Annotated in this window: 21 protein-coding genes and 2 tRNA genes; 16 read left to right on the plus strand and 7 right to left on the minus strand. The window is 61.5% G+C overall.

The window, feature by feature from the left end; all coding sequences use genetic code 11:
- Positions 1 to 408, minus strand: a complete 408-nt coding sequence (locus V9L13_RS23360; protein WP_338800650.1) for a TIR domain-containing protein — start codon at positions 406 to 408, stop codon at positions 1 to 3.
- A gap of 211 nt (positions 409 to 619) precedes the next feature.
- A complete protein-coding gene (rsgA, locus tag V9L13_RS23365) occupies positions 620 to 1,651 on the minus strand; it encodes a small ribosomal subunit biogenesis GTPase RsgA (protein WP_003221096.1) in 1,032 nt (343 codons plus the stop codon).
- Positions 1,652 to 1,758: 107 nt separating this feature from the next.
- On the opposite strand from rsgA, the gene orn reads away from it, so the two are divergent.
- Entirely contained in the window at positions 1,759 to 2,301 is a 543-nt protein-coding gene (gene orn, locus V9L13_RS23370; RefSeq protein WP_064585698.1) for an oligoribonuclease, read from the plus strand.
- Between the two features lie 204 nt (positions 2,302 to 2,505).
- Positions 2,506 to 3,117 (plus strand): trimeric intracellular cation channel family protein, encoded by a 612-nt coding sequence (locus tag V9L13_RS23375; protein WP_003221099.1) that lies wholly within the window; start codon positions 2,506 to 2,508, stop codon positions 3,115 to 3,117.
- A gap of 117 nt (positions 3,118 to 3,234) precedes the next feature.
- On the opposite strand, the gene queG is transcribed toward V9L13_RS23375, so the two are convergent.
- The gene (queG, locus tag V9L13_RS23380; RefSeq protein ID WP_338800651.1) at positions 3,235 to 4,305 is read right to left on the minus strand and encodes a tRNA epoxyqueuosine(34) reductase QueG; all 1,071 of its coding nucleotides are present in this window, start codon (positions 4,303 to 4,305) and stop codon (positions 3,235 to 3,237) included.
- Between the two features lie 63 nt (positions 4,306 to 4,368).
- On the opposite strand from queG, the gene V9L13_RS23385 reads away from it, so the two are divergent.
- The 12 genes from V9L13_RS23385 (at position 4,369) to V9L13_RS23440 (ending at position 19,364) form a co-directional block, all read left to right on the plus strand.
- Positions 4,369 to 5,868 (plus strand): NAD(P)H-hydrate dehydratase, encoded by a 1,500-nt coding sequence (locus V9L13_RS23385; RefSeq protein ID WP_338800652.1) that lies wholly within the window; start codon positions 4,369 to 4,371, stop codon positions 5,866 to 5,868.
- Positions 5,856 to 6,326, plus strand: coding sequence for a tRNA (adenosine(37)-N6)-threonylcarbamoyltransferase complex ATPase subunit type 1 TsaE (gene tsaE / locus V9L13_RS23390; RefSeq protein WP_103485508.1), 471 nt, complete (start codon positions 5,856 to 5,858; stop codon positions 6,324 to 6,326). The genes V9L13_RS23385 and tsaE overlap by 13 nt, the downstream gene beginning before the upstream one ends.
- 3 nt (positions 6,327 to 6,329) lie before the next feature.
- Positions 6,330 to 7,757, plus strand: coding sequence for an N-acetylmuramoyl-L-alanine amidase (locus V9L13_RS23395; RefSeq protein WP_201137054.1), 1,428 nt, complete (start codon positions 6,330 to 6,332; stop codon positions 7,755 to 7,757).
- A 5-nt stretch (positions 7,758 to 7,762) separates the two neighbouring features.
- Complete coding sequence (gene mutL, locus V9L13_RS23400; RefSeq protein ID WP_201137053.1) at positions 7,763 to 9,664, plus strand: DNA mismatch repair endonuclease MutL; 1,902 nt, start codon at positions 7,763 to 7,765, stop codon at positions 9,662 to 9,664.
- Positions 9,664 to 10,635, plus strand: coding sequence for a tRNA (adenosine(37)-N6)-dimethylallyltransferase MiaA (miaA, locus tag V9L13_RS23405; protein ID WP_003221110.1), 972 nt, complete (start codon positions 9,664 to 9,666; stop codon positions 10,633 to 10,635). The genes mutL and miaA overlap by 1 nt, the downstream gene beginning before the upstream one ends.
- A gap of 94 nt (positions 10,636 to 10,729) precedes the next feature.
- Entirely contained in the window at positions 10,730 to 10,990 is a 261-nt protein-coding gene (gene hfq / locus V9L13_RS23410; RefSeq protein WP_003221112.1) for an RNA chaperone Hfq, read from the plus strand.
- Positions 10,991 to 11,002: 12 nt separating this feature from the next.
- A complete protein-coding gene (gene hflX / locus V9L13_RS23415; protein WP_003221114.1) occupies positions 11,003 to 12,304 on the plus strand; it encodes a ribosome rescue GTPase HflX in 1,302 nt (433 codons plus the stop codon).
- A gap of 96 nt (positions 12,305 to 12,400) precedes the next feature.
- Complete coding sequence (gene hflK / locus V9L13_RS23420; RefSeq protein WP_003221116.1) at positions 12,401 to 13,576, plus strand: FtsH protease activity modulator HflK; 1,176 nt, start codon at positions 12,401 to 12,403, stop codon at positions 13,574 to 13,576.
- The gene (gene hflC / locus V9L13_RS23425) at positions 13,576 to 14,445 is read left to right on the plus strand and encodes a protease modulator HflC (protein WP_226499901.1); all 870 of its coding nucleotides are present in this window, start codon (positions 13,576 to 13,578) and stop codon (positions 14,443 to 14,445) included. The genes hflK and hflC overlap by 1 nt, the downstream gene beginning before the upstream one ends.
- 313 nt (positions 14,446 to 14,758) lie before the next feature.
- A complete protein-coding gene (locus V9L13_RS23430) occupies positions 14,759 to 15,946 on the plus strand; it encodes an ATP phosphoribosyltransferase regulatory subunit (RefSeq protein WP_103522565.1) in 1,188 nt (395 codons plus the stop codon).
- Positions 15,947 to 16,000: 54 nt separating this feature from the next.
- Positions 16,001 to 17,290 carry an adenylosuccinate synthase gene (locus tag V9L13_RS23435; RefSeq protein WP_003221122.1) on the plus strand — a complete coding sequence of 430 codons (1,290 nt, stop codon included), beginning with the start codon at positions 16,001 to 16,003 and terminating at the stop codon, positions 17,288 to 17,290.
- A gap of 139 nt (positions 17,291 to 17,429) precedes the next feature.
- On the plus strand, positions 17,430 to 19,364 hold the full coding sequence (locus V9L13_RS23440; protein WP_003221124.1) for a methyl-accepting chemotaxis protein: 1,935 nt from the start codon (positions 17,430 to 17,432) through the stop codon (positions 19,362 to 19,364).
- Positions 19,365 to 19,473: 109 nt separating this feature from the next.
- Here V9L13_RS23440 and V9L13_RS23445 read toward each other — a convergent pair whose 3' ends face one another.
- The 4 genes from V9L13_RS23445 to V9L13_RS23460 all read right to left on the minus strand — a co-directional run bounded on the left by V9L13_RS23445 (position 19,474) and on the right by V9L13_RS23460 (position 22,619).
- On the minus strand, positions 19,474 to 21,039 hold the full coding sequence (locus V9L13_RS23445) for an iron ABC transporter permease (RefSeq protein ID WP_338800653.1): 1,566 nt from the start codon (positions 21,037 to 21,039) through the stop codon (positions 19,474 to 19,476).
- Positions 21,039 to 22,049, minus strand: a complete 1,011-nt coding sequence (locus V9L13_RS23450) for an extracellular solute-binding protein (RefSeq protein WP_338800654.1) — start codon at positions 22,047 to 22,049, stop codon at positions 21,039 to 21,041. The genes V9L13_RS23445 and V9L13_RS23450 overlap by 1 nt, the downstream gene beginning before the upstream one ends.
- Positions 22,050 to 22,264: 215 nt before the next feature.
- Positions 22,265 to 22,351: transfer RNA gene (locus V9L13_RS23455), tRNA-Leu, on the minus strand.
- A 181-nt stretch (positions 22,352 to 22,532) separates the two neighbouring features.
- A tRNA-Leu gene (locus V9L13_RS23460) sits at positions 22,533 to 22,619 on the minus strand.
- 225 nt (positions 22,620 to 22,844) lie between these two features.
- On the opposite strand from V9L13_RS23460, the gene rnr reads away from it, so the two are divergent.
- Both rnr and rlmB read left to right on the plus strand, forming a co-directional pair.
- Complete coding sequence (gene rnr / locus V9L13_RS23465) at positions 22,845 to 25,478, plus strand: ribonuclease R (RefSeq protein WP_338800655.1); 2,634 nt, start codon at positions 22,845 to 22,847, stop codon at positions 25,476 to 25,478.
- Entirely contained in the window at positions 25,475 to 26,239 is a 765-nt protein-coding gene (gene rlmB / locus V9L13_RS23470) for a 23S rRNA (guanosine(2251)-2'-O)-methyltransferase RlmB (RefSeq protein WP_003221131.1), read from the plus strand. The genes rnr and rlmB overlap by 4 nt, the downstream gene beginning before the upstream one ends.
- The last annotated feature ends 13 nt before the right edge of the window (positions 26,240 to 26,252 follow it).

Raw genomic sequence — 26,252 nt, forward strand, 5'->3', positions numbered from 1 at the left:
TTACACCGCCGTGTGCTGACGGATCGCACCGATGATGCTGTTGGTGTTCCACGCGCACTCGGCGTGTGCCGCCTCACGTACCACCGTGGAAATACGCTCGGCGCCGAACGGCTTGATCGCGATGATCACTTTGCCCATGCGTTTGGCGATCTCGATTTCCTTGTTGATCCACTTGCTGTAGGTCGAATACATCCCGGCCATGATCAGCACCGCCGAGCACGGACGGATCTTGTTTTCGATGGCTTCCTCGAGCTGCTTGTCGGTCTGCGCGCCCATGATCGGGTTGTGCGGCGGCACGGAAAAATTCTTGAAAGTGAAATCCGGTTTGGCGCCGAGCAGGCGCACCAGATTGTCGTGGGCGTGGGCGTAGTTCCACGAATGGCTGATGAACAAATGGTAGGTCTGCATGGGGTTCCTCGAAGGTCGCGAAGGTGCGAAGGAACAACCCAATTTAGGCATCTCTAAAGTGCCCGCAAGGTCTGCGCGCGGAAAGAGAAATGTCCTGCAGGCAGGCGCGAGCAGGCCTGTCAGAAAGGTCTGACGTTTAAACGGTCGGGGGATGTGTCAGGCGTGGTCCGACATCCGGCAGCCCTCGGACGAGGGCTGCCGGTGCAGATGTTTAGTAGCCGTTTTCCGGCAGGCTGGCGATGATCGAGCGGTAGCTGTTCATCCGTTGCTGCTGCACGCGGCCATCTTCGAGGGCCTTGAGCAGGGCGCAACCCGGTTCGCGATCGTGCTTGCAGTCGCGGAAGCGGCAGGTGCCGAGCAGGTCGTTGAACTCGATGAAGCCGGCTTCGACGTCGGCGCGGCTGACGTGGCCCAGGCCGAACTCACGGATACCCGGGGAGTCGATCAGCTCACCGCCGCCAGGGAAGTGGAACAGGCGCGCGGTGGTCGTGGTGTGCGTGCCCTGACCGGACAACTCCGACAGCGGGCCGACGCGGGTTTCGACTTCCGGCAACAGGCTGTTGACCAGCGACGACTTGCCGACACCGGACTGGCCGACGAACACGCTGATGCGCCCGTCGAGCTGCTTCTGCAACTGTTCCATGCCGTTGCCGTGATGGGCCGAGACTTCCAGCACCGGATAACCCAGCGTGCGGTACACCGCCAGCAGCGCGTTGAGCGCCGGGGCGTTCTGCTCGTCGATCAGGTCGAACTTGTTCAGCAGCAGCAACGGGCGGATGCCGGCGTGTTCGGCGGCGACCAGGTAGCGGTCGATCAGGTTGGCGTGCGGCTCGGGCAGCGGTGCGAAGACGATGACGATCATGTCGACGTTGGCAGCGACTGGCTTGAGCTGGCCACGGCTGTCCGGGCGGCAGAGTTCGGTGCTGCGCGGCAGTTGCGCGACGATCACCCCGATGCCCTGGTTGCCGGCGCGCCAGACCACCCGATCACCGGTCACCAGTGCCGGCAGGTTGGCGCGCAGGTGGCAACGGAAAACCTGGCCGGCCTGTTCGCCGTCCACGGCCTCGACTTCGACCTGTACACCGAAGTGGGCGATCACCAGGCCGTGTTGCTCAGGGCCCAGATCGCCGCCCTCGAGGGCTTCGACCGCCGAGGACTCGCGTTTGGCGGCGCGCGCGGCGCGCTCGCCTTGAATCTTTTCGATGCGCCAGTTTTGACGACGATTGAGTTGGCGTTTGGCCATGGGTGTTCCGTCTGAAGAATGCAGCGATTAGGTAAAACGGCCGCGAGTTTAGCACGCCCGGGCATCGGCCTAGGCTAAACTGCGCAGCATTGCCTAGGAGCCCGAATATGCAAAACCCGCAGAACCTGATCTGGATCGACCTGGAAATGACCGGTCTGGATCCGGAAAACGACGTCATCATCGAAATGGCCACCATCGTCACCGACAGTGACCTGAACACCTTGGCCGAAGGCCCGGTGATCGCCATTCACCACAGTGACGAAGTGCTCGCCCGCATGGACGAGTGGAACACCCGCACCCACGGCAACTCGGGCCTGACCCAGCGTGTGCGTGACAGCCGTATCAGCATGGCCGAGGCCGAGGCCGAAACCATCGCGTTCCTGGAACAGTGGGTACCGAAGGGCAAGTCGCCGATCTGCGGCAACAGTATCTGCCAGGACCGGCGCTTCCTTTATACCCACATGAAGGCGCTGGAAAGCTACTTCCACTACCGCAACCTCGACGTGTCGACGCTCAAAGAGCTGGCCGCACGCTGGGCACCGGACGTGCGCGACAGCTTCAAGAAGGGCAGCACTCACTTGGCACTGGACGACATCCGCGAGTCGATCGCCGAGCTGCAGCACTACCGCAAGCATTTCATCAAGTTCTGATTGAGGGGTGTCTGCCCTGACGTCTTCGCGAGCAAGCCCGCTCCCACAATTTGGAATGCGTTCCCCCTGTGGGAGCGGGCTTGCTCGCGAAGAGAGCGTCAGAGTCCCGTAAGATTCAAGTCAGAAATGCATCCCGGAGCGCGCCCCCTTCTGGTGCGGCGCTGAAATGGCTAGACTGCGCGCCTTCCTGCCAGGACCGCCGCCATGTTGCTGATGCTCTATCTGATCGCCATTACCGCTGAAGCCATGACTGGCGCGTTGTCTGCCGGACGGCGCGGCATGGACTGGTTCGGTGTGGTGCTGATCGCCTGCGTCACGGCGCTGGGTGGCGGTTCGGTACGTGACGTGTTGCTCGGGCACTATCCGCTGACATGGGTCAAACACCCGGAATACCTGGTGCTGACCTCGGCCGCCGCGATGCTCACCGTGTTCACCGCCCGCTGGATGCGTCACCTGCGCTCACTGTTTCTGGTGCTCGATGCGGTCGGTCTGGTGGCGTTCACCCTGATCGGCTGCATGACCGCTCTGGAAATGGGCCACGGCATGCTGGTGGCCTCGGTCAGCGGCGTGATCACCGGGGTATTCGGCGGCATCCTGCGCGACATCTTCTGCAACGACATCCCGCTGATCTTCCGCCGCGAACTGTACGCCAGCGTCTCGTTCGCCGCCGCGTGGTGCTACATGCTCTGTCTGTATCTGAATGTGCCGAGCGAGCAGGCGATCCTGATCACCTTGTTCGGCGGCTTTCTGCTGCGGCTGCTGGCGATTCGGTTCCACTGGGAAATGCCCAAGTTCGTCTACAACGACGCACCTTGACGTCACGCTGGCGATCGCGTGGAAATATTCTTTCGGGAATGTTGAATAGATGCCGCGCTTCTAAATGGGGGTAAAAAATAAAGTCTAAAGAGGGTATTTTGTTCTGAAATACCCCATTTAAGTAGTGCGTTCAGCGTGCTGTCTCAGCGCCCACTCGACGTGTTCGCGGACTAGATCGGACGGGTAATCACGACGCGCCTTCAAGGCTTCCAGCACAGGAATGCTCGAAGGCGCGTTGCCCAGCCCGACCGCCAGATTGCGCAGCCAGCGCTCGTAACCGGCGCGGCGCAGCGGCGAACCTTCGGTGCTGCTGAGAAACTTGTCCTCGTCCCACATGAACAGCTCCGCCAGTTCGGCGTTGTCCAGGTTGTGCCGCGGCTTGAAGTCGCTTTCCCCGGATGGCCGGGCGAAGCGGTTCCATGGGCAGACGATCTGGCAGTCGTCGCAGCCGAACACGCGGTTACCGATCAACGGGCGCAGGTCTTCGGGAATGGCGTTTTTCAGTTCGATGGTCAGGTACGATATGCACCGTCGCGCGTCCAGCACATACGGGCCGACAAAGGCGTTGGTCGGGCAGATGTCCAGGCACGCGGTGCAGCGCCCGCAATGTTCGGTGCTGTGCGGTTCGTCCACCGGCAGCGGCAGATCGACGAACAGTTCGCTCAGGAAGAAATAGCTGCCGGCCTTGCGGTTCAGCACCAGGGTGTTTTTGCCGATCCAGCCCAGTCCGGCCTGCTCGGCGATGGCTTTTTCCAGCACCGGGGCACTGTCGACGAAGGCACGGAAACCGAACGGGCCGATCTCGGCCTGAATCTTGTCGGCCAATTGCTGCACACGTTTACGGATCAATTTGTGGTAATCGCGGCCCAAGGCATAACGCGAAACGTAGGCCTTTTCCGGTTGCGCGAGCATTTGCGCCATTTGCGTGTCGCCGGGCAGGTAGTCCATGCGCAGCGAAACCACGCGCAATGTACCCGGAACCAGTTCCTCCGGATGCGAGCGTTTGCTGCCGTGGGCGCCCATGTAATCCATTTCGCCGTGGTAGCCGGCGGCGAGCCAGCGCTCCAGGTGCTGCTCATGCTCGGCCAGGTCCAGACCGCTGATGCCGACTTGCTGGAAGCCCAGCTCGCGGCCCCAATCCTTGATCGATTGGGCGAGGGCGGGAAGATCTGTGGTGATGGCGGACATGAGGCGAGAGAAACCGGAGCTGAGGTGCGTATAATTCTGCCAGACATCGGAGCCCGAAGACGCATGCCGCACACGAAAGATGAATTACCCGACGCGCTGTATGGCGCTGCACAGGTGCGAGCACTCGACGCGCGGCTGATCGCTGCGGGCACCCCGGGCTTCGAATTGATGCAGCGCGCCGCGCACGCGACCTGGCGAGCATTGGTGCGGCAATGGCCGTCGGCGAACGAAATGACCGTGCTGGCTGGGCATGGCAACAATGCTGGTGATGGTTTTCTGATCGCCGCGCTGGCGCACCGGGCCGGTTGGGCGGTGCAGGTGCTGGCCGTCGGTGATCCGCAACGCTTGCAGGGCGACGCTGCGCAGGCTTATGCGCAGGCACTGAGCGATGGCGTCGCCGTGCAGGGCTGGACTGCGCAATTCGAGCTGCGCGGCATTATCGTCGATGCCTTGCTCGGCACCGGACTGGCCGGCGATGTGCGCGAGCCGTATGCCGCTGCGATCAAGGCGATCAATGCCGGTGGCCTGCCGGTGGTGGCGGTGGATATTCCTTCGGGGCTGTCCGCCGATACCGGGCATGTCCTTGGCGTTGCGGTTCACGCCGACCTTACCGTGACCTTTATTGGCTTGAAGCTTGGCCTGTTCACCGGTGATGCGGCGGATCAGGTCGGAGCGCTGGTGTTTAACGATCTGCAAGCCGCTGCCGACATCTACCGTGACATTCCTGTCAGCGTCCTGCGTCTCACGACGGCTAATCTTCCGCGACTGGCTCCGCGTGCGCCCACTGCGCACAAAGGGCGCTTCGGGCATTTGCTGTTGATCGGCGGCGATCAGGGTTTTGGCGGGGCGATTCTGCTCAGTAGCGAAGCGGCCTTGCGCAGCGGCGCCGGCATGGTGTCGCTGGCGACCCGTCCGGAACATGTCCCGGCCGCGCTGACGCGGATGCCGGAAGTCATGGCGCTCGGCACATCGTCGGCCAATCAGTTGATGGGGCTGCTGGAAAAGGTCTCGGTGCTGGTGGTTGGTCCGGGTCTCGGACAGGCGAGTTGGGGCCGGGCGCTGTTGTCCGCTGCCGCCAATGCGCCGCTGCCGCAGGTATGGGACGCCGACGCGTTGAATCTGCTGGCGAGCGGTTTTGTCAGCCTGCCCGGGAATTGCGTGATCACTCCGCATCCGGGCGAGGCGGCGCGCCTGTTGGGCGTCAGTACCGCTGAGGTGCAGGCAGATCGCCCGGCCGCCGCGCGGGCGTTGTGCAAAAAATACTCAGCCGTCGTCGTGCTGAAAGGCGCCGGCAGCCTGATCGCCCATCCCGATGGGCGTCTGGCGTTGTGTCATCAGGGCCATCCGGCCATGGCCACTGCCGGCCTTGGCGATGTGCTTGCCGGGTTGACCGGGGCGCTGCTGGCGCAGGGCATGGACGGCTTCGATGCCGCCTGCCTCGCAGTCTGGCTGCACGCCAATGCCGGCGCGCAACTAGGTAAATTCGGCCGTGGGCTGGCGGCCAGTGATCTGATTCCAGCCATTCGTCAGTTGTTGGAGGAGCATGCACCGTGTCTGAAGTAACCCTGTACCTGGCCGATGAACAGGCCATGAGCGACTTTGGCGCACGGATCGCCCGCGTTACCCAGGGCCATGGCCTGATTTTTCTCGAAGGCAATCTGGGCATGGGTAAAACCACCCTGTCGCGGGGCATCATTCGTGGGCTTGGGCATGTCGGCGCAGTAAAAAGTCCGACCTTCACTCTGGTTGAGCCCTACGAGATCGGCGACGTCCGTGCCTTTCACTTCGACCTGTACCGCCTGGTCGATCCGGAGGAGCTGGAGTTTCTCGGTATCCGCGATTATTTCGAAGACGATGCCCTGTGCCTGATCGAGTGGCCCGATAAAGGTGCAGGCTTTTTGCCAAAGCCTGACCTGACCATTACCATTACCCCGCAAGACAGCGGCCGTTCGCTGAAAATTTTGTCCCAGGGCGCGCGTGGTGAGTCCTGGTGTGCCGCTTTGGCATTGGAATCCAATTAAATGATGGGGTTAGGTATGCGCTTTCGCGCGTTGGTGGCTGCCGCAGGACTGATGTTGATGGCAGTGGCCGTCAACGCTGTGGCCGACACAAAGGTCAACAGCGTGCGCCTGTGGCGGGCGCCGGACAATACGCGACTGGTCTTCGACCTGAGCGGCCCGGTGCAGCACAGTGTCTTCACCCTGACCGCACCGGATCGACTGGTGATCGACATCAATGGCGCCACTCTGGGTGCGCCGTTGAAAGTGTCGACCGCCAACACGCCGATCACCGCGATGCGCTCGGCCCAGCGTACGCCGACCGACCTGCGGGTGGTCATCGACCTGAAAAAAGCCGTCACCCCGAAAAGTTTCTCGCTGGCGCCGAACGCGCAATATGGCAACCGTCTGGTGGTCGACCTGTTCGACAACGCCGCCGATGCCGCCCCGCCGCCAGCTCCGACGCCTTCGGTTGCGACCGTGCCGGCAGTGCCGGTGACGCCTTCGGAACCGGCGATCAAACTGCCACCGGCCCCGGCCGGCAAACGTGACATCATTGTGGTGATCGACGCCGGCCACGGCGGCGAAGACCCGGGTGCGTCCGGCTCGCGCGGTCAGCGTGAGAAAGATGTGGTACTGCAGATCGCCCGCGAACTGCAGCGTCAGGTCAACGGCATGAAAGGTTTCCGTGCCGAGCTGACCCGGACCGGCGACTACTTCATCCCGTTGCGCGGCCGTACCGAAATCGCCCGCAAGAAGGGCGCCGACCTGTTCGTTTCGATCCACGCCGACGCCGCGCCGTCTGCGGCCGCTTTCGGTGCCTCGGTGTTTGCCTTGTCCGATCGCGGCGCAACGTCGGAAACCGCCCGTTGGCTGGCCGACAGCGAAAACCGTTCCGACCTGATCGGTGGTGCCGGCAACGTCAGCCTCGACGACAAGGACCGCATGCTCGCCGGCGTGTTGCTCGACCTTTCGATGACCGCGTCGCTGACTTCCAGCCTCAACGTCGGCCAGAAAGTCCTGACCAACATTGGTCGCGTGACCCCGTTGCACAAACAACGCGTGGAGCAGGCCGGGTTCATGGTGCTGAAATCGCCGGACATCCCGTCGATTCTGGTCGAAACCGGCTTCATCTCCAACGCCAACGAAGCGAACAAGCTCTCTGCATCAAGCCACCAGCAGGCGCTGGCGCGTTCGATCAGCAGCGGCGTGCGCCAGTTCTTCCAGCAGAACCCGCCACCGGGCACCTACATTGCCTGGCTGCGTGACTCCGGCAAGATCGCCCAAGGCCCGCGCGATCACCGCGTGAGTCCGGGTGAGACCCTGGCGATGATCGCCGTGCGTTATCAGGTGTCGCCCGCCACGCTGCGCAGTGCCAACAATCTCAGCAGCGATGAGCTGAAGGTCGGTCAGCACCTGACCATTCCTGGCACCGAACTGGCGTCCAAAGAATGAACCAGGTGTTGAACGCCGCACGCATCGAACTGCTCAGCCCGCGGCTGGCGAACCAGATCGCCGCCGGTGAGGTGGTCGAGCGCCCGGCTTCGGTGATCAAGGAACTGCTGGAAAACAGCCTCGACTCCGGTGCCAGACGCATCGACGTCGATGTCGAGCAGGGCGGCGTCAAGCTGCTGCGGGTGCGTGACGACGGCAGTGGCATTTCCGCCGACGACCTGCCGCTGGCCCTGGCCCGTCACGCCACCAGCAAGATCCGCAATCTCGAAGACCTCGAACAGGTGATGAGCCTGGGCTTCCGTGGTGAAGCGCTGGCCTCGATCAGCTCCGTGGCACGCCTGACCCTGACCTCGCGCACCCGCGACGCCGATCAGGCCTGGCAGGTCGAGACCGAAGGCCGTGACATGGCGCCTCGCGTTCAGCCGGCAGCGCATCCGGTCGGCACTTCGGTGGAAGTGCGCGACCTGTTCTTCAACACGCCGGCGCGGCGCAAGTTTCTCAAGACCGAAAAAACCGAATTCGATCATCTGCAGGAAGTGATCAAGCGTCTGGCGCTGGCGCGTTTCGACGTAGCCTTCCATCTGCGCCACAACGGCAAGACCATCCTCAGCCTGCACGAGGCCCACGATGATGCGGCCCGCGCCCGGCGGGTGGCGGCGATTTGTGGTTCGGGCTTCCTCGAGCAGGCGCTGCCGATCGAGATCGAGCGCAACGGTCTGCATCTGTGGGGCTGGGTCGGGTTGCCGACCTTCAACCGCAGCCAGGCGGACTTGCAGTATTTCTTTGTGAACGGCCGGGCGGTGCGCGACAAACTGGTGGCGCACGCGGTGCGTCAGGCTTATCGCGACGTGTTGTTCAACGGCCGTCATCCGACCTTCGCGCTGTTTTTCGAGGTCGATCCGGCGGCGGTGGACGTCAACGTGCACCCGACCAAGCACGAAGTGCGTTTCCGTGACGGGCGCATGGTGCATGACTTCCTTTACGGCACGTTGCACCGCGCGCTGGGCGATGTGCGTCCGGAAGATCAACTGGCCGGTTCGGTCACCACTGCTGTCGTCCGTCCAACCGGCATCGAGGCGGGCGAATTCGGCCCGCAGGGCGAAATGCGTCTGGCGGCCAACGCGCTGCTGGAGCAGCCGCAGGCGCAACCGGTGTTCAACACCTCGTCCGCTGCAAGCGCTGGCGGCGCTTACCAGTATCAGTACACGCCACGTCCGCAGTCGGCGATGCCGCCGGCCGCCGAGGCGCAAGCTGCTTACCGCGAGTTCTTCGCGCCGCTGCCCGAGGCCAACGCCAACGCGCTGCCGGCCGGTCAGGAAGATATTCCGCCGCTGGGTTACGCGCTGGCGCAGCTCAAGGGCATCTACATCCTGTCCGAGAACGCTCAGGGACTGGTGCTGGTGGACATGCATGCCGCGCACGAGCGGATCATGTACGAACGCCTGAAAATCGCCATGGCCAGTGAAGGCCTGAGCGGCCAGCCATTGCTGGTGCCGGAGTCGCTGGCGGTCAGTCAGCGTGAAGCCGACTGCGCCGAAGAACATGCCGCATGGTTCCAGAAACTGGGCTTCGAACTGCAGCGCCTGGGCCCGGAAACATTGGCGATCCGCCAGATTCCGGCCCTGCTCAAGCAGGCCGAGGCCAATCGTCTGGTGGGTGACGTGCTGTCGGACCTGATGGAGTACGGCACCAGCGACCGGATTCAGGCACACCTGAACGAACTGCTCGGCACCATGGCCTGCCACGGCGCGATCCGCGCCAACCGGCGCCTGGCCCTGCCGGAAATGAACGGTCTGCTGCGCGACATGGAAAACACCGAGCGCAGCGGTCAATGCAACCATGGCCGACCGACCTGGACCCAACTGGGCCTGGACGATCTGGACAAACTGTTCCTGCGCGGTCGTTGATGAGCCAGCTTCCTCCAGCGATTTTCCTGATGGGCCCGACCGCTGCGGGCAAGACCGACCTGGCCATCGAGCTGACCAAGGTGCTGCCGTGCGAACTGATCAGCGTCGATTCGGCGTTGGTCTATCGCGGCATGGACATCGGCACCGCCAAGCCCTCGAAAGAACTGCTGGCCGAATTTCCGCACCGGCTGATCGATATTCTCGATCCAGCCGAAGCCTATTCGGCTGCGGATTTCCGCCGCGATGCCCTGCAAGCCATGGCTGAAATCACCGCGCGCGGGAAAATTCCGCTGCTGGTCGGCGGCACCATGCTCTATTACAAGGCTTTGGTCGAAGGTCTGGCGGACATGCCGGCGGCGGATCCCGAGGTGCGTGCGCAGATCGAAGAAGAGGCTGCACGCCTTGGCTGGCAAGCCCTGCACGAGCAACTGGCGCTCATCGATCCGGTGTCGGCGGCACGCATTCACCCGAACGATCCGCAGCGCCTGAGTCGGGCGCTGGAGGTCTATCGGGTCAGCGGTCAGAGCATGACCGCCCTGCGTCAGCAACAATCTGCGCAAAGTACTGAAGCAGCCGCTTCGGGACAGCAACAATTGCCCTATACTGTCGCGAACTTGGCCATTGCTCCGGCAAATCGCCAGGTACTGCACGAGCGCATTAAACAAAGATTCACAAATATGCTGGAACAGGGGTTCATCGACGAGGTCGTAGCCCTGCGTAAAAGAAGTGACCTGCATTCCGGGTTGCCGTCTATACGTGCGGTAGGCTACCGCCAAGTCTGGGACTACCTGGATGGCAAGCTGTCGTTAGCCGAAATGCAGGAACGCGGCATCATTGCCACGCGTCAATTGGCCAAGCGCCAGTTCACCTGGCTGCGCAGCTGGGAAGAACTGCACTGGCTGGACAGTCTTGATTGCGACAATCTGCCACGCGCCTTGAAATACCTTGGGACCATCTCCATATTGAGCTGAGTCCTTGCAATTGCCGTCTATCCTTGGGGGTGTGGCGGCCAAAGCCATCTGAATTACCTATTTTTATTATTGAATCCTTAAAGGAGTGCGGCACATGTCAAAAGGGCATTCGCTACAAGACCCTTACTTGAATACTTTACGTAAAGAGAAAGTTGGGGTTTCCATCTACCTGGTCAACGGTATCAAACTGCAAGGCACGATCGAGTCGTTCGACCAGTTCGTTATCCTGCTGAAAAACACCGTCAGCCAGATGGTTTACAAACACGCTATCTCGACAGTCGTGCCAGTACGTCCAATTCGTCTGCCTAGCGCAACCGAATCCGATGCAGGTGACGCTGAGCCAGGTAACGCCTGATAGGAGTCTCCTTTGTTCTTTGAGCGCCACGGTGGTGGTGAGCGAGTCATTCTCGTTCACTTGGAAGGTCAGGACCCTGAGGCGCGCGAAGATCCGCAGGAGTTTCAGGAATTGGCTAATTCGGCGGGCGCCGAGACCGTTGCGTTTTTTAACGTACCGCGTCATCGGCCAACCGCCAAATTCCTGATTGGCAGCGGCAAGGTCGAGGAATTACGCGACCTGGTCCATGCCGAAAAGGCCGATCTGGTGATTTTCAATCACATTCTCACGCCCAGTCAGGAACGTAACCTCGAACGTGTTTTCGAGTGTCGCGTGATCGACCGTACCGGCCTGATCCTCGATATCTTCGCCCAGCGCGCCCGTACCCATGAAGGCAAGCTCCAGGTAGAACTGGCCCAGCTTGACCACATGAGCACCCGGCTGGTTCGCGGCTGGACTCACCTTGAGCGTCAGGGTGGTGGTATCGGCATGCGTGGTCCGGGTGAAACCCAGCTCGAAACCGACCGGCGTCTGCTGCGGGTTCGTCTGCGGCAGATCAAGGGTCGTCTGGAAAAAGTACGCAGCCAGCGCGAGCAATCGCGACGCGGCCGCTCCCGTGCGGATATCCCTACCGTTTCTCTGGTGGGCTATACCAACGCCGGCAAATCCACGCTGTTCAATAACGTGACCAAATCCGAGGTGTACGCGGCCGACCAGTTGTTCGCCACGCTGGACCCGACCTTGCGCCGTCTGGAACTGGACGACCTGGGGCCGATCGTTCTGGCTGACACGGTAGGGTTCATTCGGCACTTGCCGCACAAGCTGGTCGAGGCATTTCGGTCTACGCTCGAAGAGTCGAGCAACTCCGACCTGCTGTTGCACGTGATCGATGCGGCCGAACCGGATCGCATGTTGCAGATCGAGCAGGTGATGGTGGTGCTGGGCGAGATCGGAGCCCAGGACTTGCCGATCCTCGAGGTATACAACAAACTCGATTTGCTTGAAGGCGTTGAGCCACAGATCCAGCGCGATGCCGATGGCAAACCGCAGCGGGTCTGGCTGTCGGCGCGTGATGGCACGGGTCTGGAATTGCTTGAACAGGCCATTGCCGAGTTGCTGGGCAGTGATTTGTTTGTGGGGACATTGCGCTTGCCACAACGGTTCGCTCGACTGCGTGCGCAGTTCTTCGAGCTCGGTGCGGTACAGAAAGAAGAGCATGACGAAGAAGGCATCTGCCTGCTGGCCGTTCGTTTGCCCCGGGTCGAGTTGAATCGACTGGTAAGCCGCGAAGGATTGCAGCCGATGGAATTCATCGAGCAACACACTTTGCAATAAAAGCCTGGCAAAGCGGTTGTGCCGCGACGGCAGGCATTCTGTAGCATTGGTCGGCGCGCCGTGGGTGCGTCTTTGCTTTATCAGATGGAGAGCGCTATGGCTTGGAATGAGCCGGGTGGCAACTCGAATAATCAGGATCCTTGGGGTGGCAAGCGCCGCAATAACGGCGACCGCAAGGGGCCACCGGATCTCGACGAGGCCTTCCGAAAGCTGCAGGAAAGCCTGAACGGGTTGTTCGGTGGTGGTAAGAAACGCGGTGGTGATGACGGCGGTGGTTCGGGCAGGAGTGGTGGCGGCTTCGGCGGTCTGCTCGGCATCGGCCTCGTCGTGCTGGCGGCTGTCTGGCTGTACAGCGCGGTCTATGTGGTCGACGAGCAGGAGCAAGCCGTGGTGCTGCGCTTCGGCAAGTACTACGAGACGGTCGGCCCCGGCCTGAACATCTACTTCCCGCCGATCGACAAGAAGTACATGGAGAACGTCACGCGTGAGCGTGCCTACACCAAGCAGGGCCAGATGCTGACCGAAGACGAGAACATCGTCGAAGTGCCGCTGACCGTGCAGTACAAGATCAGCAACCTGCAGGACTTCGTGCTGAACGTCGATCAGCCGGAAATCAGCCTGCAGCATGCGACCGACAGCGCCCTGCGTCACGTGGTGGGTTCGACCGCCATGGACCAGGTGCTCACCGAAGGTCGTGAATTGATGGCCAGCGAAATCAAGGAGCGTCTGCAACGCTTCCTCGATACCTATCGCACCGGTATCACCGTCACTCAGGTCAACGTACAGAACGCGGCAGCCCCGCGTGAAGTGCAGGAAGCCTTCGACGACGTGATCCGCGCCCGTGAAGACGAGCAGCGTTCGCGCAACCAGGCTGAAACCTACGCCAACGGCGTCGTGCCGGAAGCCCGTGGTCAGGCCCAGCGCATCCTCGAGGATGCCAACGGTTACCGCGACGAAACAGTCTCGCGCGCCAAGGGTGAGGCTGACCGCTTCACCAAACTGGTGGCCGAGTATCGCAAGGCACCTGAAGTCACCCGCCAGCGTCTGTACCTGGACACCATGCAGGAAGTCTTCAGCAACACCAGCAAGGTACTCGTGACCGGCAACAAGAACGGCCAGAGCAACTTGCTTTATCTGCCGCTGGACAAAATGATTCAGAACAGTTCGGGCAGCAATGCACCGGTGACCGGTTCGGCCGCTGCCAGCAACAACACGGATGTCGCGCCGCATGTCACTGATCTGCCGCAGACACGCACAAGGGAGACCCGCTGATGAGCAATAAATCGCTGATCGCCCTGATCGTTGGCGTTGTTGTGGTACTGGTGGGCTGGAACTGCTTCTACATCGTGGCTCAGACCGAGCGTGCGGTGTTGCTGCAATTTGGTCGTGTGGTTCAGGCCGATGTTCAGCCAGGTCTGCATGTGAAGGTGCCTTACGTTAACCAGGTGCGTAAATTCGACGCACGTCTGATGACGCTGGATGCACCGACACAGCGCTTCCTGACTCTGGAAAAGAAAGCCGTGATGGTCGATGCCTACGCCAAGTGGCGCGTGAAAGATGCCGAGCGCTTCTACACCGCGACTTCCGGCCTCAAGCAAATCGCCGATGAGCGTCTGTCCCGTCGCCTGGAATCGGGCCTGCGTGACCAGTTCGGCAAGCGCACCCTGCACGAAGTGGTGTCGGGTGAGCGTGATGCGTTGATGGCTGACATCACCGCGTCGCTGAACTCGATGGCAGAAAAAGAGCTGGGTATCGAAGTGGTCGATGTCCGGGTCAAGGCCATCGATCTGCCGAAGGAAGTGAACCGCAGCGTGTTCGAACGTATGAGCACCGAGCGTGAGCGTGAAGCTCGCGAGCACCGCGCCAAGGGTAACGAGCTGGCCGAAGGCATCCGTGCCGACGCCGATCGTCAACGCCGCGTGCTGCTGGCTGAAGCCTATCGTGAATCCGAAGAGATTCGCGGTGACGGCGATGCCCAGGCCGCTGCGATCTACTCCAAGGCCTACGGTCAGGATCAGGAGTTCTACGGTTTCTACCGTAGCCTGCGTGCCTACCGTGAAAGCTTCGCGAACAAATCCGACGTCATGGTTCTCGACCCAAGCAGCGACTTCTTCCGTTACCTGGAAAAGTCCAAGCCTTGATACGACGTTGACCTGAATCACTCCGCCCGGCGGCTAAAACCTCGGGCGGGGTGATCCTTTGGGAAAACGTGTGTATGATGCGGCAGCCGGGAAATTCCCGGCTTTTTTGCGTCTGCACGTTTGATTGCTGTTTTTTGTTGCAGGCATCGGGTTGAATGGCCCGAGAGTATTTCGAGGAAGGTGATGGGCGAAGCCGGTAACAGGCCTTTCGTCGCGTCGTTCATGCGCGTGCGTTTTGAACGAGTCGGTCATTTTCTGCTTCACTCAAGGCTCGCCCGCAGGCTGGCCGCCCGGATCAAAGGGGAATGGCGTAATGGCAACGGTAGACCGCTGGCTGCTGCCAGATGGCATCGAAGAAGTACTGCCACCGGAAGCGGCGCGCATTGAAGTCGCGCGTCGTCAGGTGTTGGATCTGTTCCAGAGCTGGGGTTACGAGTTTGTCGTGACTCCCCATATCGAGTACCTGGAATCCCTGCTGACCGGTGCGGGCCAGGATCTGGATCTGCGTACCTTCAAGGTCATCGACCCGCAGTCGGGCCGGCAGATGGGTTTCCGTGCCGACATCACGCCGCAGGTGGCGCGCATCGATGCGCACACCCTGCGTCGCGAAGGCCCGAGCCGTCTGTGCTATGCCGGCAGCGTGCTGCATGCCCAGCCGCGTGCACTGTCGTCCTCGCGCAGCCCGATCCAGTTGGGTGCCGAGCTGTATGGCGATGCCAGCCCGAGCAGCGACGTTGAAGTGATCAGCCTGATGCTGGCCATGCTGCAACTGGCCGATGTGCCGGATGTGCACATGGACCTTGGTCATGTCGGCATCTATCGTGGCCTGGCGCGCGCCGCCGGTCTGTCCGGTGAAGTCGAGCAGCAGTTGTTCGATGCGCTGCAACGCAAGGCCATCGACGAGGTCATTACCTTGACCGAAGGCCTGCCGGCCGATCTGTCCGGCATGTTGCGGGCGCTGGTCGATCTGTGTGGCGGTCGTGAAGTGCTGACTGCCGCCCGTGAGCGTCTGGCCAATGCGCCGGCGCCGGTGCTGGCCGCGCTGGAAGATTTGCTGGAGATCGCCGATCGTCTGGCGGCGCGCTTCCCGGAGCTGCCGCTGTACTTCGACCTGGGCGAGCTGCGCGGCTACCACTACCACACCGGTGTGGTGTTCGCAGTATTTGTCCCGGGCGTGGGCCAGTCCATCGCTCAGGGCGGTCGTTACGACGACATCGGCGCCGACTTCGGTCGTGCCCGTCCGGCGACCGGCTTCTCTACCGATTTGAAAACCCTGGTGACCCTGGGGCGTGCTGAGATCGAGCTACCGTCTGGCGGTATCTGGATGCCTGACAGTACGGATGCGGCACTCTGGCAGCAGGTTTGCCAGTTGCGCAGTGAGGGTCAGCGTGTCGTTCAGGCGTTGCCTGGACAACCTTTGGCCGCCGCCCGTGATGCGGACTGCGACCGGCAATTGATTCAGCAGAACGGGCTTTGGCAAGTATCGCCACTGGCTTCTTGAGTTTTCCTGCCGGCCATCGCCGGCACCAAGTTTGCGCGAATGAGGACAAGTGTTATGGGTAAGAATGTCGTAGTCCTGGGCACCCAATGGGGTGATGAGGGCAAAGGCAAGATCGTTGATCTGCTGACCGAACATGCTGCCGCCGTAGTGCGCTACCAAGGTGGCCACAACGCTGGCCACACCCTGGTGATCGACGGCGAGAAAACCGTCTTGCACCTGATCCCGTCGGGCGTGCTGCGCGAAGGCGTGCAGTGCCTGATCGGCAACGGCGTGGTGGTTGCACCTGACGCCCTGCTGCGTGAGATCACCAAGCTGGAAGAGAAAGGCGTACCGGTGCGCGAGCGCCTGCGTATCAGCCCGTCCTGCCCGCTGATCCTGTCCTTCCACGTGGCGCTGGACCAGGCCCGTGAAAAAGCCCGTGGCGAGCTGAAGATCGGTACCACCGGTCGCGGCATCGGCCCGGCTTACGAAGACAAGGTTGCACGGCGTGGCCTGCGCGTGGGCGACCTGCTCAACATGCCGCGCTTCGAAGACAAGCTGCGTGAACTGGTGGATTACCACAACTTCATGCTGGTGGGTTACTACAAAGAGCCGGCCATCGAGTTCGAAAAGACCCTGGCCGAGTGCAAGGAATACGCTGAGCTGCTCAAGCCGCTGATGCTGGACGTGACTGCCGAGCTGCACGACCTGCGTCGCGCCGGCAAAGACATCATGTTCGAAGGCGCCCAGGGTTCGTTGCTCGACATCGACCACGGTACCTACCCGTACGTGACCAGCTCCAACACCACCGCAGGTGGCGTGGCCACCGGTTCGGGCGTTGGCCCGATGTTCCTGGACTACATCCTGGGCATCACCAAGGCTTACACCACTCGCGTTGGTTCGGGCCCATTCCCGACTGAGCTGTTCGACGACGTGGGCGCGCACCTGGCCAAGCAAGGTCACGAGTTTGGCGCGACCACCGGCCGTGCCCGTCGTTGCGGCTGGTTCGACGCCGTCATCCTGCGTCGCGCTATCGATGTGAACAGCATCTCGGGCATCTGCCTGACCAAGCTGGACGTCCTCGATGGCCTGGAAACCATCAACATCTGCACCGGCTACAAGGACGCGCAAGGCAACGCCGTGGCGCCGACCGACGCTGACAGCTACGTGGGCCTGCAGCCTGTGTACGAAGAAGTGCCGGGCTGGACCGAATCTACCGTGGGTGCCAAAACCCTGGAAGAGCTGCCAGCTAACGCTCGTGCCTACATCAAACGCGTTGAAGAGCTGATCGGCGCGCCGATCGACATTATTTCGACGGGTCCGGACCGCAACGAAACCATCGTTCTGCGTCATCCGTTCGCTTGATAAGTCGTTGATGTAAAAAACAAAGGCCCCTTAATCGGGGCCTTTGTCGTTTATGCCTGTTGGACGGCATGACCTTTGCTGTAAATCTTCCTACAAGAGTGCCATCAAATTAATGGCGTCAGAAGTAGAGGGATTCACAGTGTCGGCCGTTCTCTCACTGTTACAAAGCCGTTTGTTGCGGCCCGTGTTCGTTACCCTTGGTATCGCCCTTTTGGTGCAGGTGCTGGTGGCAGTCGCCCTGACACGAAGCACCGTCACGGCGCTGGAAGCCGATCTCGGCACTCGCCTGGGCGCAGACAGCCAGAAGCTTTCGGGTGAGCTGGAGCAGGCCGGGCGTGAAGTCACGTCGAGCCTCGACGCCTTGTCCGCCAGTACTCGTCAGCGTCTTACTGCGGGTCTGTCTTCGCGTCTGGAAGAGGAGCAGGCGCAGCTGCGTACGACTCTGGAAAAAGACCTCAAGGACTCGGCCAACGACATGGCCCAGTTGCTCGCCTCGGTCGCGCCCCGTGCCATGTGGGATAACGACGTACCGACCCTCTCCGAGTTCGCCCGGCGCGCCCAGCGCAATCCCAACGTGCTGTTCGTGGTCTACGATGACGCCACCGGTCAGCACCTGACGCGTTATCTCAATCGCGAAAACCCGATCAACAAGGCCTTGCTGGAAAAAGGCCAAGGCGAGCGTGCGCTCGATAAAGTGCTGGATGCGGCGAAGAACGATCCGTCGGTCTACTACCTCGAGGCCTCGATCAACCCCAATGGTGTGGAAATCGGCAAGGTGCTGATGGGTGTCTCGACGGCGTCGGTGGAAACTGATCTGGCGGCGCTCGACAAACGCTTCTCGGCACTGATCGCCAGCAGTGATCAACTGGTTGGCGACAGCCTGAAGGGGGCGGCTGCTGACAGCGCCACGGCCATGCGCGCACGCCTGCAGTCGGCGCAGTCCACGGCTGCCGAGATGAAGGCTAATACCGCGAGCACCGTGCAGGATGCCGCGGGGACGCTACGCTGGCGGATCGGCATGGGCCTGGCGCTGGTTGGATTTGGCGTATTGCTGTTGCTGGCGGTGGTGCTCGGTCATCGGGTAGTCAATCGCCTGAAGATGCTCAACGCGGCGATGGATGATCTGGCGGCGGGCGAGGGCGATCTGACCAAGCGCGTGCAGATCAACAGCAAAGACGAGATCGGCGACATGGCGTCGGCGGTCAATCGCTTTGTGGATAAGTTGCAGCCGATCGTGCGCGAGGCGGGCGACGTGGCCCAGCGTACCGGCGTGGAAATCGGCGCCATGACTCTGCGCAATGCTGGTGCCGATGCGGCGGCGGGGATGCAGCGTGATGAAGTAGCGGAAAGCCTGCGCGCGCTGTCGCAAATGGCTGACGAGGCGCAATCGGAAAGCCACGCCATGCAGGCGGCGTTGAAACAGGTGGTGGATATTCGCCAGGCCACCGATGAAAACACTCGTACCTCGGCGAAAGTCGGCAGCCTGATCGAGGCGCTGGCCGGGCAGGTCGACACCGGGGCGAAAGTCATCGAGCGACTGGCGCAGCAGAGCGAACAGATCGAAGTGGTGCTGACGGTGATTCACGGCATCGCCGAACAGACCAACCTGCTGGCCCTGAACGCGGCGATCGAGGCGGCGCGGGCCGGTGAGACCGGGCGCGGTTTTGCCGTGGTCGCGGATGAAGTGCGCGCCTTGGCGAGCAAGACGCAAAGCTCGACTGGCGATATTCAGGCGCACATCGTCGCGTTGCAGCAGGGCGCGCGTGAGGCGGTTGAAGCGATCGGACAGGCCGGGCGTCAGGCCAGCGAAGGTTTGCTGGTGCTACGCGACAGTGCGCGGCTGCAGCAGTCGGTGCAGGCCTCGGTCGAGCAGGTGCATGCGGCGATCGGTCTGGCGACACAGGCCGCGGCGCATCAGGCGCAGGGCGCGCAGGCGGTGCGCGGGCGGGTCGAGACGATTCATGCCCAGGCCGAGAAAGCCGCGCAGGCGGTGGTGGAGACCACGGCCAGTGGTAAGGTGCTGGATGGCTTGGCGGCGCAGTTGAAGGCGAGTCTGGGGCAGTTCAGGGCTTAAAGGTGTCCGGGCGGGCCTCTTCGCGAGCAAGCCCGCTCCCACATTCGATCGCATTCCCAGGTAGGGACTCGGTCAAACTGTGGGAGCGGGCTTGCTCGCGAAGACGATTTCAGCGGCTCAGATACATCCGCGTCGTCAGCAGATACACCGGCAACCCGGACACCACTATCAACAACGCCGCATAAGGCGCTGCCGCCGCAAACTCGACATTCGCGGTATGCGCCCACACTTCCGTCGCCAGCGTATTAAGCCCGGTCGGACTCAGTAGCAGCGTCGCCGTCAATTCCTTCATCGCATCCAGAAACACCAGCGCAAACGCCGCGCCCAGTGCCGGGAAGATGATCGGCAGGGTCACCCGGCAAAACGCGGTGAACGACGAAGCACCCAGCGTGCGTGCCGCTTCTTCCAGCTGCGGCGCAGCCTTGTTCAGTGCCGTGCGAATCGGCGCCTGTGCCAATGGCAGAAACAGCAGCGCATAGGCGATCAGCAGCAATGCCGAGGTCTGGTACAGCGCCGGCACGTAGTGCAGGGCGAAATACACCAGCGTCAGCGCAATCACCAGGCCTGGCAAGGCGTGGAGCAGATACGGCAAGCGCTCGGCCCAGATCGCCAGTCGACCCTTGTAACGCACCACCAGCAGCCCCACCGGCACTGCCAGCAGCAAGCACAAAGCTGCGCCACCGAGCGACAAGGCCAGCGAAGACAGCAGAGCCTCGGTGATCGCTGCGACCGGGAAGGCCGCCGATGAGCCAACCGCCAGCCAGTACGCGAGCATGCCCAGCGGAATCCCGCTGCCGACGATCGCCAGCAGCAGACAATACAGCTGACCGACAACGGCCCATGGCCCGAGACGCACTTGTTCGGCCTGACGCGCCGCGCCTTGGCCTGTACGCACATGCCGACCCTTGCCGCGCACCCGCAGCTCCAGCCACAACAGCATCAGGCACAGCGCGAGCAACACCGCCGAAAGCATCGCGGCGTTGGCGTTGCTGAATTCCAGTTCGAATTGCTGATAGATCGCCGTGGTGAAGGTTTGCAGGCCGATGATCGACAGCGCGCCGAATTCGACCAGCATGTGCAGGGCAATCAGCAGCGAGCCGGCCAGCAGCGACGGCCAGAGCAGCGGCAGGGTGACGCGGAAGAACACGCCCCAGCGATTCTGCCCCAAAGTGCGAGCCGACTCTTCGAGGGACGGATCGAGGTTGCGCAGGGTTGCCGCGACCGGCAGAAAGATCAGCGGATACTTCGACAGGCTCATCACTAGAATCGCCCCGCCAAGACCTTCGAACTGCGCGCTCAACGACACCCAGGTGAAGCTGCTGACAAACGCCGGCACCGCAAACGGCAGGCACAGAATCACCCCCCACAAGCGTCGTCCCGGTAGATTGCTGCGCTCCAGCAGCCACGCCAGTGACAGGCCGATCACGCCGCAAGTCAGCGTTACGCCGACCATTAACGCCAGGGTGTTGCGCAGCAGACCGAATACGTAAGGGCGCCACAACAGGTGCAGCGCTTCGGCCCAACCGGCCTGCCAGGCTTTCAGGCCGACATAGGCCAGAGGCAACAGGCTCATGACCACCAGCAATAACACCGGCAGCACCAGCCAGATCGACGGCCGCTTGCGTTGTGGCACGTAACCCCCGCGCGCGGCGGGGGCGGATAACGATGCGGCCATCAGTTCAGGCCAACTTCACGTTCCAGCTCCAGCGCTTCTTCGGCGTTGCCCAGGTCGGCCGGGGTCACGTTTGGCGCTTGCAGCTCGCTGAACGGCTTGAGGCCGCGATCCGATTCCATGCCTTTGTGCATCGGGTATTCGGCGGTGGTCTGAGTGATCACGCGCTGGCCTTCCTCACTGGCCATGTAGGCGAGGAATTGTTGGGCTTCTTTTGGATGCTTGCTGGATTTCAGCACGGCAGCGCTGGATACAGTGATCAGCCCGCCGACGTCGCCGCCGGTGAAGTAATGCAGTTTCGAGTCGAGCTTGCCTTTCTCGCGTTGCAGGGCGAACCAGTAATAGTTGTTCACCAGCACGGTGGCGACTTCGCCGTTTTCCACGGCTTTGAGGGCGACCATGTTGTTGCTGTAAGTCTTGCCGAAAGCGCGCAGGCCGGTCAGCCATTCTTCGGCGGCGTCGCGACCGTGCATCTTGATGATCGCCACGGCCTGTTCCTGAAATGCACCGCTGGTCGGGACGAAGCCGACTTTGCCTTGCCACTTCGGATCGGAGAATTCCATCACCGACTTCGGCAGGTCTTTTTCATCGACCAGTTTCGGGTTGTAGGCGACTACACGAACCCGGGCGGTGACGCCGATCCAGGTGCCGTTGCCGGCGACGTATTGCTTGGGCAGCACGGCCAGCGTGGCGTCGTCGGTCTTGGCCAGCAGACCTTGCTCGCCGAGGTTGTTCAGTGGCGGGGATTCTTCGGTGTAGATCACGTCGGCGGGGGAGCGGTCGCCTTCTTCGATGACCTGGCTGGCGAGCTGGTTGCTGCTGCCCTTGCGTACATTGACGTGGATACCGGTCTTGGCCTCGAAGGCCTTGGCGATCGCATCGCCGACTTCCTTGTGTTGACCGTTGTAGAGCGTCAGGGAAACTGCATCGGCTGCCTGGGTGAGGGGAGTGGCGAGTGCCAGGCCGAGCAGGGTGAAGGTCAAGCCGCGGCGCAGGGTATTTCGAAACATCATTCGCAGGGTTCCTCACTGTCGCATTGCAAAAACTTGCAACAATGATAAACGATATTGTTTCTCAAGTGCGCCTTGCGGGGAGGGCAGAGGTTTGCTAGAGCATGATCTGGTGATCATGTGTGGCGAGGGAGCTGCAGGTTTTCAAACGCCAGAAAGGCAAAAACCCGCTTTCGCGGGTTTTTGGGAAACTCAAGATCGTGACCTTGAGTTTGAATTGGTGCCCAGAAGAAGACTCGAACTTCCACGACCGTAAGGTCACCAGCACCTGAAGCTGGCGTGTCTACCAATTTCACCATCTGGGCATTCATCGCGAGCGTTGCCGCTGTTGATGTGGCGCACTATACGGAGCGCTTTTTGATCTGTAAACCCCTGATTTAATTTTAGTTAATCGGTTTTAACAAATCGGTTGCTTAGAATGCAAAAAACCCGCTTTCGCGGGTTTTTGTGTGAGCCTTGAAACTGATCTAGTCTCAAACTCGAAATTGGTGCCCAGGAGAAGACTCGAACTTCCACGACCGTAAGGTCACCAGCACCTGAAGCTGGCGTGTCTACCAATTTCACCACCTGGGCATCTCGTCAACGTGTGTACGTCGTCGATGGCGCGCACTATACGGAGAGCCTTTTTAACTGTAAACCCCTGTCAGCAAAAAAAATGAATTTTTTTACCGGCGGTGTTCAAAAGGGCTTTCAGGCGTCGATACAAGCCTATAGAAGGGCCTTATAGAGTCGGAAATTTCCCGTTTGATGGCGCCTATGCCAAACTAACCCGCATATAGACAAGGTGAAAACTCTCTAATGGCCGATTGGCAGTCCCTCGATCCCGAGGCCGCTCGTGAAGCGGAAAAATATGAAAACCCTATTCCCAGCCGCGAACTGATCCTTCAGCACCTTGCTGATCGAGGTTCGCCTGCTGCCCGTGAGCAACTGGTCGAAGAGTTTGGTCTGACCACCGAAGACCAGATCGAAGCCCTGCGCCGCCGTCTGCGCGCCATGGAGCGCGACGCTCAATTGATCTACACCCGCCGTGGCACCTATGCGCCAGTGGATAAGCTCGACCTGATCCTCGGCCGCATCAGCGGTCACCGTGACGGTTTCGGTTTCCTGGTGCCGGACGACGGTAGCGATGACCTGTTCATGAGCCCGGCGCAGATGCGTCTGGTGTTCGATGGTGATCGCGCGCTGGCCCGTGTTTCCGGTCTTGATCGTCGCGGGCGCCGTGAAGGCGTGATCGTCGAGGTGGTGTCCCGTGCCCACGAAACGATCGTCGGTCGCTACTTCGAAGAGGGCGGTATCGGTTTCGTCGTTGCCGACAACCCGAAGATCCAGCAGGAAGTGCTGGTCACCCCGGGCCGCAACGCCAACGCGCAGATCGGTCAGTTCGTCGAGGTGAAGATCACCCACTGGCCGACGCCGCGCTTCCAGCCGCAAGGCGATGTGGTCGAAGTGGTCGGCAACTACATGGCGCCGGGCATGGAAATCGATGTCGCGCTGCGTACCTACGACATTCCGCATGTCTGGCCTGAAGCGGTGCTGAAAGAAGCCGCCAAGCTCAAGCCGGAAGTCGAAGAAAAAGACAAAGAGAAGCGTGTCGACCTGCGCCATCTGCCGTTCGTCACCATCGACGGCGAAGATGCCCGCGACTTCGACGACGCGGTCTACTGCGAAGCCAAGCCCGGCAAGCTGCGCCTGTTCTCCGGCGGCTGGAAGTTGTACGTGGCGATTGCCGACGTTTCCAGCTACGTGAAGATCGGTTCGGCGCTGGACAACGAAGCCCAGGTGCGCGGCAACTCGGTGTATTTCCCCGAGCGCGTGGTGCCGATGCTGCCTGAGCAGCTGTCCAACGGCCTGTGCTCGCTGAACCCGCACGTCGATCGTCTGGCCATGGTTTGCGAGATGACCATCTCCAAGTCCGGCGAAATGACCGACTACTGCTTCTATGAAGCGGTAATTCACTCCCACGCCCGCCTGACCTACAACAAGGTCAGCGCGATGCTGGAAACTCCGAAAGCCACCGAAGCGCGCAAGCTTCGCGGCGAATACACCGACGTGGTGCCGCACCTCAAGCAGCTCTATGCGCTGTACAAAGTGTTGCTGGCTGCCCGTCACGTGCGTGGCGCGATCGATTTCGAAACGCAGGAAACCCGAATCATCTTCGGTTCCGAGCGCAAGATTGCCGAAATCCGTCCGACCACCCGTAACGATGCGCACAAGCTGATCGAGGAATGCATGCTGGCGGCCAACGTGGCCACCGCCGAATTCCTCAAGAAACACGAAATCCCTGCGCTGTACCGCGTCCACGACGGCCCGCCACCGGAGCGTCTGGAAAAACTGCGCGCGTTCCTCGGCGAACTCGGCCTGTCTCTGCACAAAGGCAAGGATGGCCCGTCGCCGAAGGACTATCAGGCCCTGTTGGCCAGCATCAAGGACCGTCCGGATTTCCATCTGATTCAGACCGTGATGCTGCGCTCCCTGAGTCAGGCGGTGTACAGCGCCCAGAACGAAGGTCACTTCGGCCTGAATTACGAAGCCTATACCCACTTCACTTCACCGATCCGTCGTTACCCGGACCTGCTCACGCACCGCGCCATCCGCAGCGTGATCCATTCGAAACAGGACACTCCGCACGTTCGTCGTGCCGGGGCGATGACCATTCCGAAGGCGCGCATCTATCCGTATGACGAAGCGGCGCTGGAACAACTCGGCGAGCAGTGCTCGATGAGCGAGCGCCGTGCCGACGAAGCCACCCGCGACGTGGTGAACTGGCTCAAGTGCGAGTTCATGAAGGATCGCGTCGGTGAGTCGTTCCCGGGCGTGATCACTGCGGTGACCGGTTTTGGCCTGTTCGTCGAGCTGACCGATATCTACGTCGAAGGCCTGGTGCACGTCACCGCGCTGCCGGGCGATTACTACCACTTCGATCCTGTGCATCATCGCCTGGCGGGCGAGCGCACCGGTCGCAGCTTCCGTCTTGGCGATACCGTTGAAGTGCGCGTGATGCGCGTCGACCTCGACGAGCGCAAGATCGACTTCGAGATGGCCGAAAAAACCATCAGCGCGCCGATTGGTCGCAAGAAGCGCGGTAGCGAAACAACTGCTCCGGCAGCGACCAAGGCTGCGGAAGAGAAGGCGCCGGCGAAAACCGCCAGCCGTCGTCCAGCCAAGGAAAAGGCTGCCGAGGCCTATCGCCCGAGCGATGCCGTGGCGAAAAACGCCGAGCTGCGCAAAAGCCGTGAAATGAAGAAGGCCTTGCTGGCCGACGCCAAAAGCGGTGGTAAAGCGGCGTCTGGGGGAAAGACCGGACGGTCGGCGCCTGACAAGGCTGCCGGCGGCAAGCCAGCCAAACCGAGCAAACACCGTAAAGGCCCGCCGAAAGCGGGTTCGGCTCCAGCCAAAAGTGGCGGGTCGCGTAAACCGAAGGCGAAGTCATGAGTCAGTTGGAAAAAATCTACGGCGTTCACGCGGTAGAAGCGTTGCTGCGTCACCACCCGAAACGCGTCAAGCAGATCTGGCTGGCCGAAAGCCGCAACGATCCGCGCGTGCAGACCCTGATCGAACTGGCCAACGAAAATCGTGTGCAGATCGGTCAGGCCGAGCGCCGCGAAATGGACGCCTGGGTTGAAGGCGTGCACCAGGGCGTGGTGGCGGACGTCAGTCCGAGTCAGGTCTGGGGCGAGGCGATGCTCGATGAGCTGCTCGACCGCACCGAAGGCGCACCGCTGTTGCTGGTGCTCGACGGCGTGACCGACCCACACAACCTCGGCGCCTGCCTGCGTTCGGCGGATGCTGCCGGCGCGCTGGCGGTGATCGTGCCCAAGGACAAGTCGGCAACCCTGACGCCGGTGGTGCGTAAAGTGGCCTGCGGCGCGGCGGAAGTGATTCCGCTAGTGGCGGTGACCAACCTCGCGCGCACTCTGGAAAAGCTCCAGCAACGTGGTCTGTGGGTGGTCGGCACGGCGGGTGAGGCCGAGGTCAGCATTTATGACCAGGACCTGACCGGTCCGACCATCCTGATCATGGGCGCCGAAGGCAAAGGCATGCGTCGCCTGACCCGCGAGCACTGCGACTATCTGGTGAACCTGCCGATGGCCGGTAGCGTCAGCAGCCTCAACGTGTCCGTGGCAACCGGCGTGTGCCTGTTCGAAGCGCAGCGTCAACGCGGTGCCAAGGCCAAGGCTGCAGCCAAGAAATAAGGCTGTACGCAAA

Origin of the sequence: Pseudomonas sp. RSB 5.4 (assembly GCF_037126175.1) — a bacterium.
Taxonomy (GTDB): Bacteria; Pseudomonadota; Gammaproteobacteria; order Pseudomonadales; family Pseudomonadaceae; genus Aquipseudomonas; species Aquipseudomonas fluorescens_H.

Excerpts from the sequence above, each read along its gene's own strand:
- V9L13_RS23360 (WP_338800650.1), bottom strand. The coding sequence starts at position 408 with ATGCAGACCTACCATTTGTTCATCAGCCATTCGTGGAACTACGCCCAC.
- rsgA (WP_003221096.1), bottom strand. The coding sequence starts at position 1,651 with ATGGCCAAACGCCAACTCAATCGTCGTCAAAACTGGCGCATCGAAAAG.
- orn (WP_064585698.1), top strand. The coding sequence starts at position 1,759 with ATGCAAAACCCGCAGAACCTGATCTGGATCGACCTGGAAATGACCGGT.
- V9L13_RS23375 (WP_003221099.1), top strand. The coding sequence starts at position 2,506 with ATGTTGCTGATGCTCTATCTGATCGCCATTACCGCTGAAGCCATGACT.
- queG (WP_338800651.1), bottom strand. The coding sequence starts at position 4,305 with ATGTCCGCCATCACCACAGATCTTCCCGCCCTCGCCCAATCGATCAAG.
- V9L13_RS23385 (WP_338800652.1), top strand. The coding sequence starts at position 4,369 with ATGCCGCACACGAAAGATGAATTACCCGACGCGCTGTATGGCGCTGCA.
- V9L13_RS23395 (WP_201137054.1), top strand. The coding sequence starts at position 6,330 with ATGGGGTTAGGTATGCGCTTTCGCGCGTTGGTGGCTGCCGCAGGACTG.
- miaA (WP_003221110.1), top strand. The coding sequence starts at position 9,664 with ATGAGCCAGCTTCCTCCAGCGATTTTCCTGATGGGCCCGACCGCTGCG.
- hfq (WP_003221112.1), top strand. The coding sequence starts at position 10,730 with ATGTCAAAAGGGCATTCGCTACAAGACCCTTACTTGAATACTTTACGT.
- hflK (WP_003221116.1), top strand. The coding sequence starts at position 12,401 with ATGGCTTGGAATGAGCCGGGTGGCAACTCGAATAATCAGGATCCTTGG.
- hflC (WP_226499901.1), top strand. The coding sequence starts at position 13,576 with ATGAGCAATAAATCGCTGATCGCCCTGATCGTTGGCGTTGTTGTGGTA.
- V9L13_RS23430 (WP_103522565.1), top strand. The coding sequence starts at position 14,759 with ATGGCAACGGTAGACCGCTGGCTGCTGCCAGATGGCATCGAAGAAGTA.
- V9L13_RS23435 (WP_003221122.1), top strand. The coding sequence starts at position 16,001 with ATGGGTAAGAATGTCGTAGTCCTGGGCACCCAATGGGGTGATGAGGGC.
- V9L13_RS23445 (WP_338800653.1), bottom strand. The coding sequence starts at position 21,039 with ATGGCCGCATCGTTATCCGCCCCCGCCGCGCGCGGGGGTTACGTGCCA.
- V9L13_RS23450 (WP_338800654.1), bottom strand. The coding sequence starts at position 22,049 with ATGATGTTTCGAAATACCCTGCGCCGCGGCTTGACCTTCACCCTGCTC.
- rnr (WP_338800655.1), top strand. The coding sequence starts at position 22,845 with ATGGCCGATTGGCAGTCCCTCGATCCCGAGGCCGCTCGTGAAGCGGAA.
- rlmB (WP_003221131.1), top strand. The coding sequence starts at position 25,475 with ATGAGTCAGTTGGAAAAAATCTACGGCGTTCACGCGGTAGAAGCGTTG.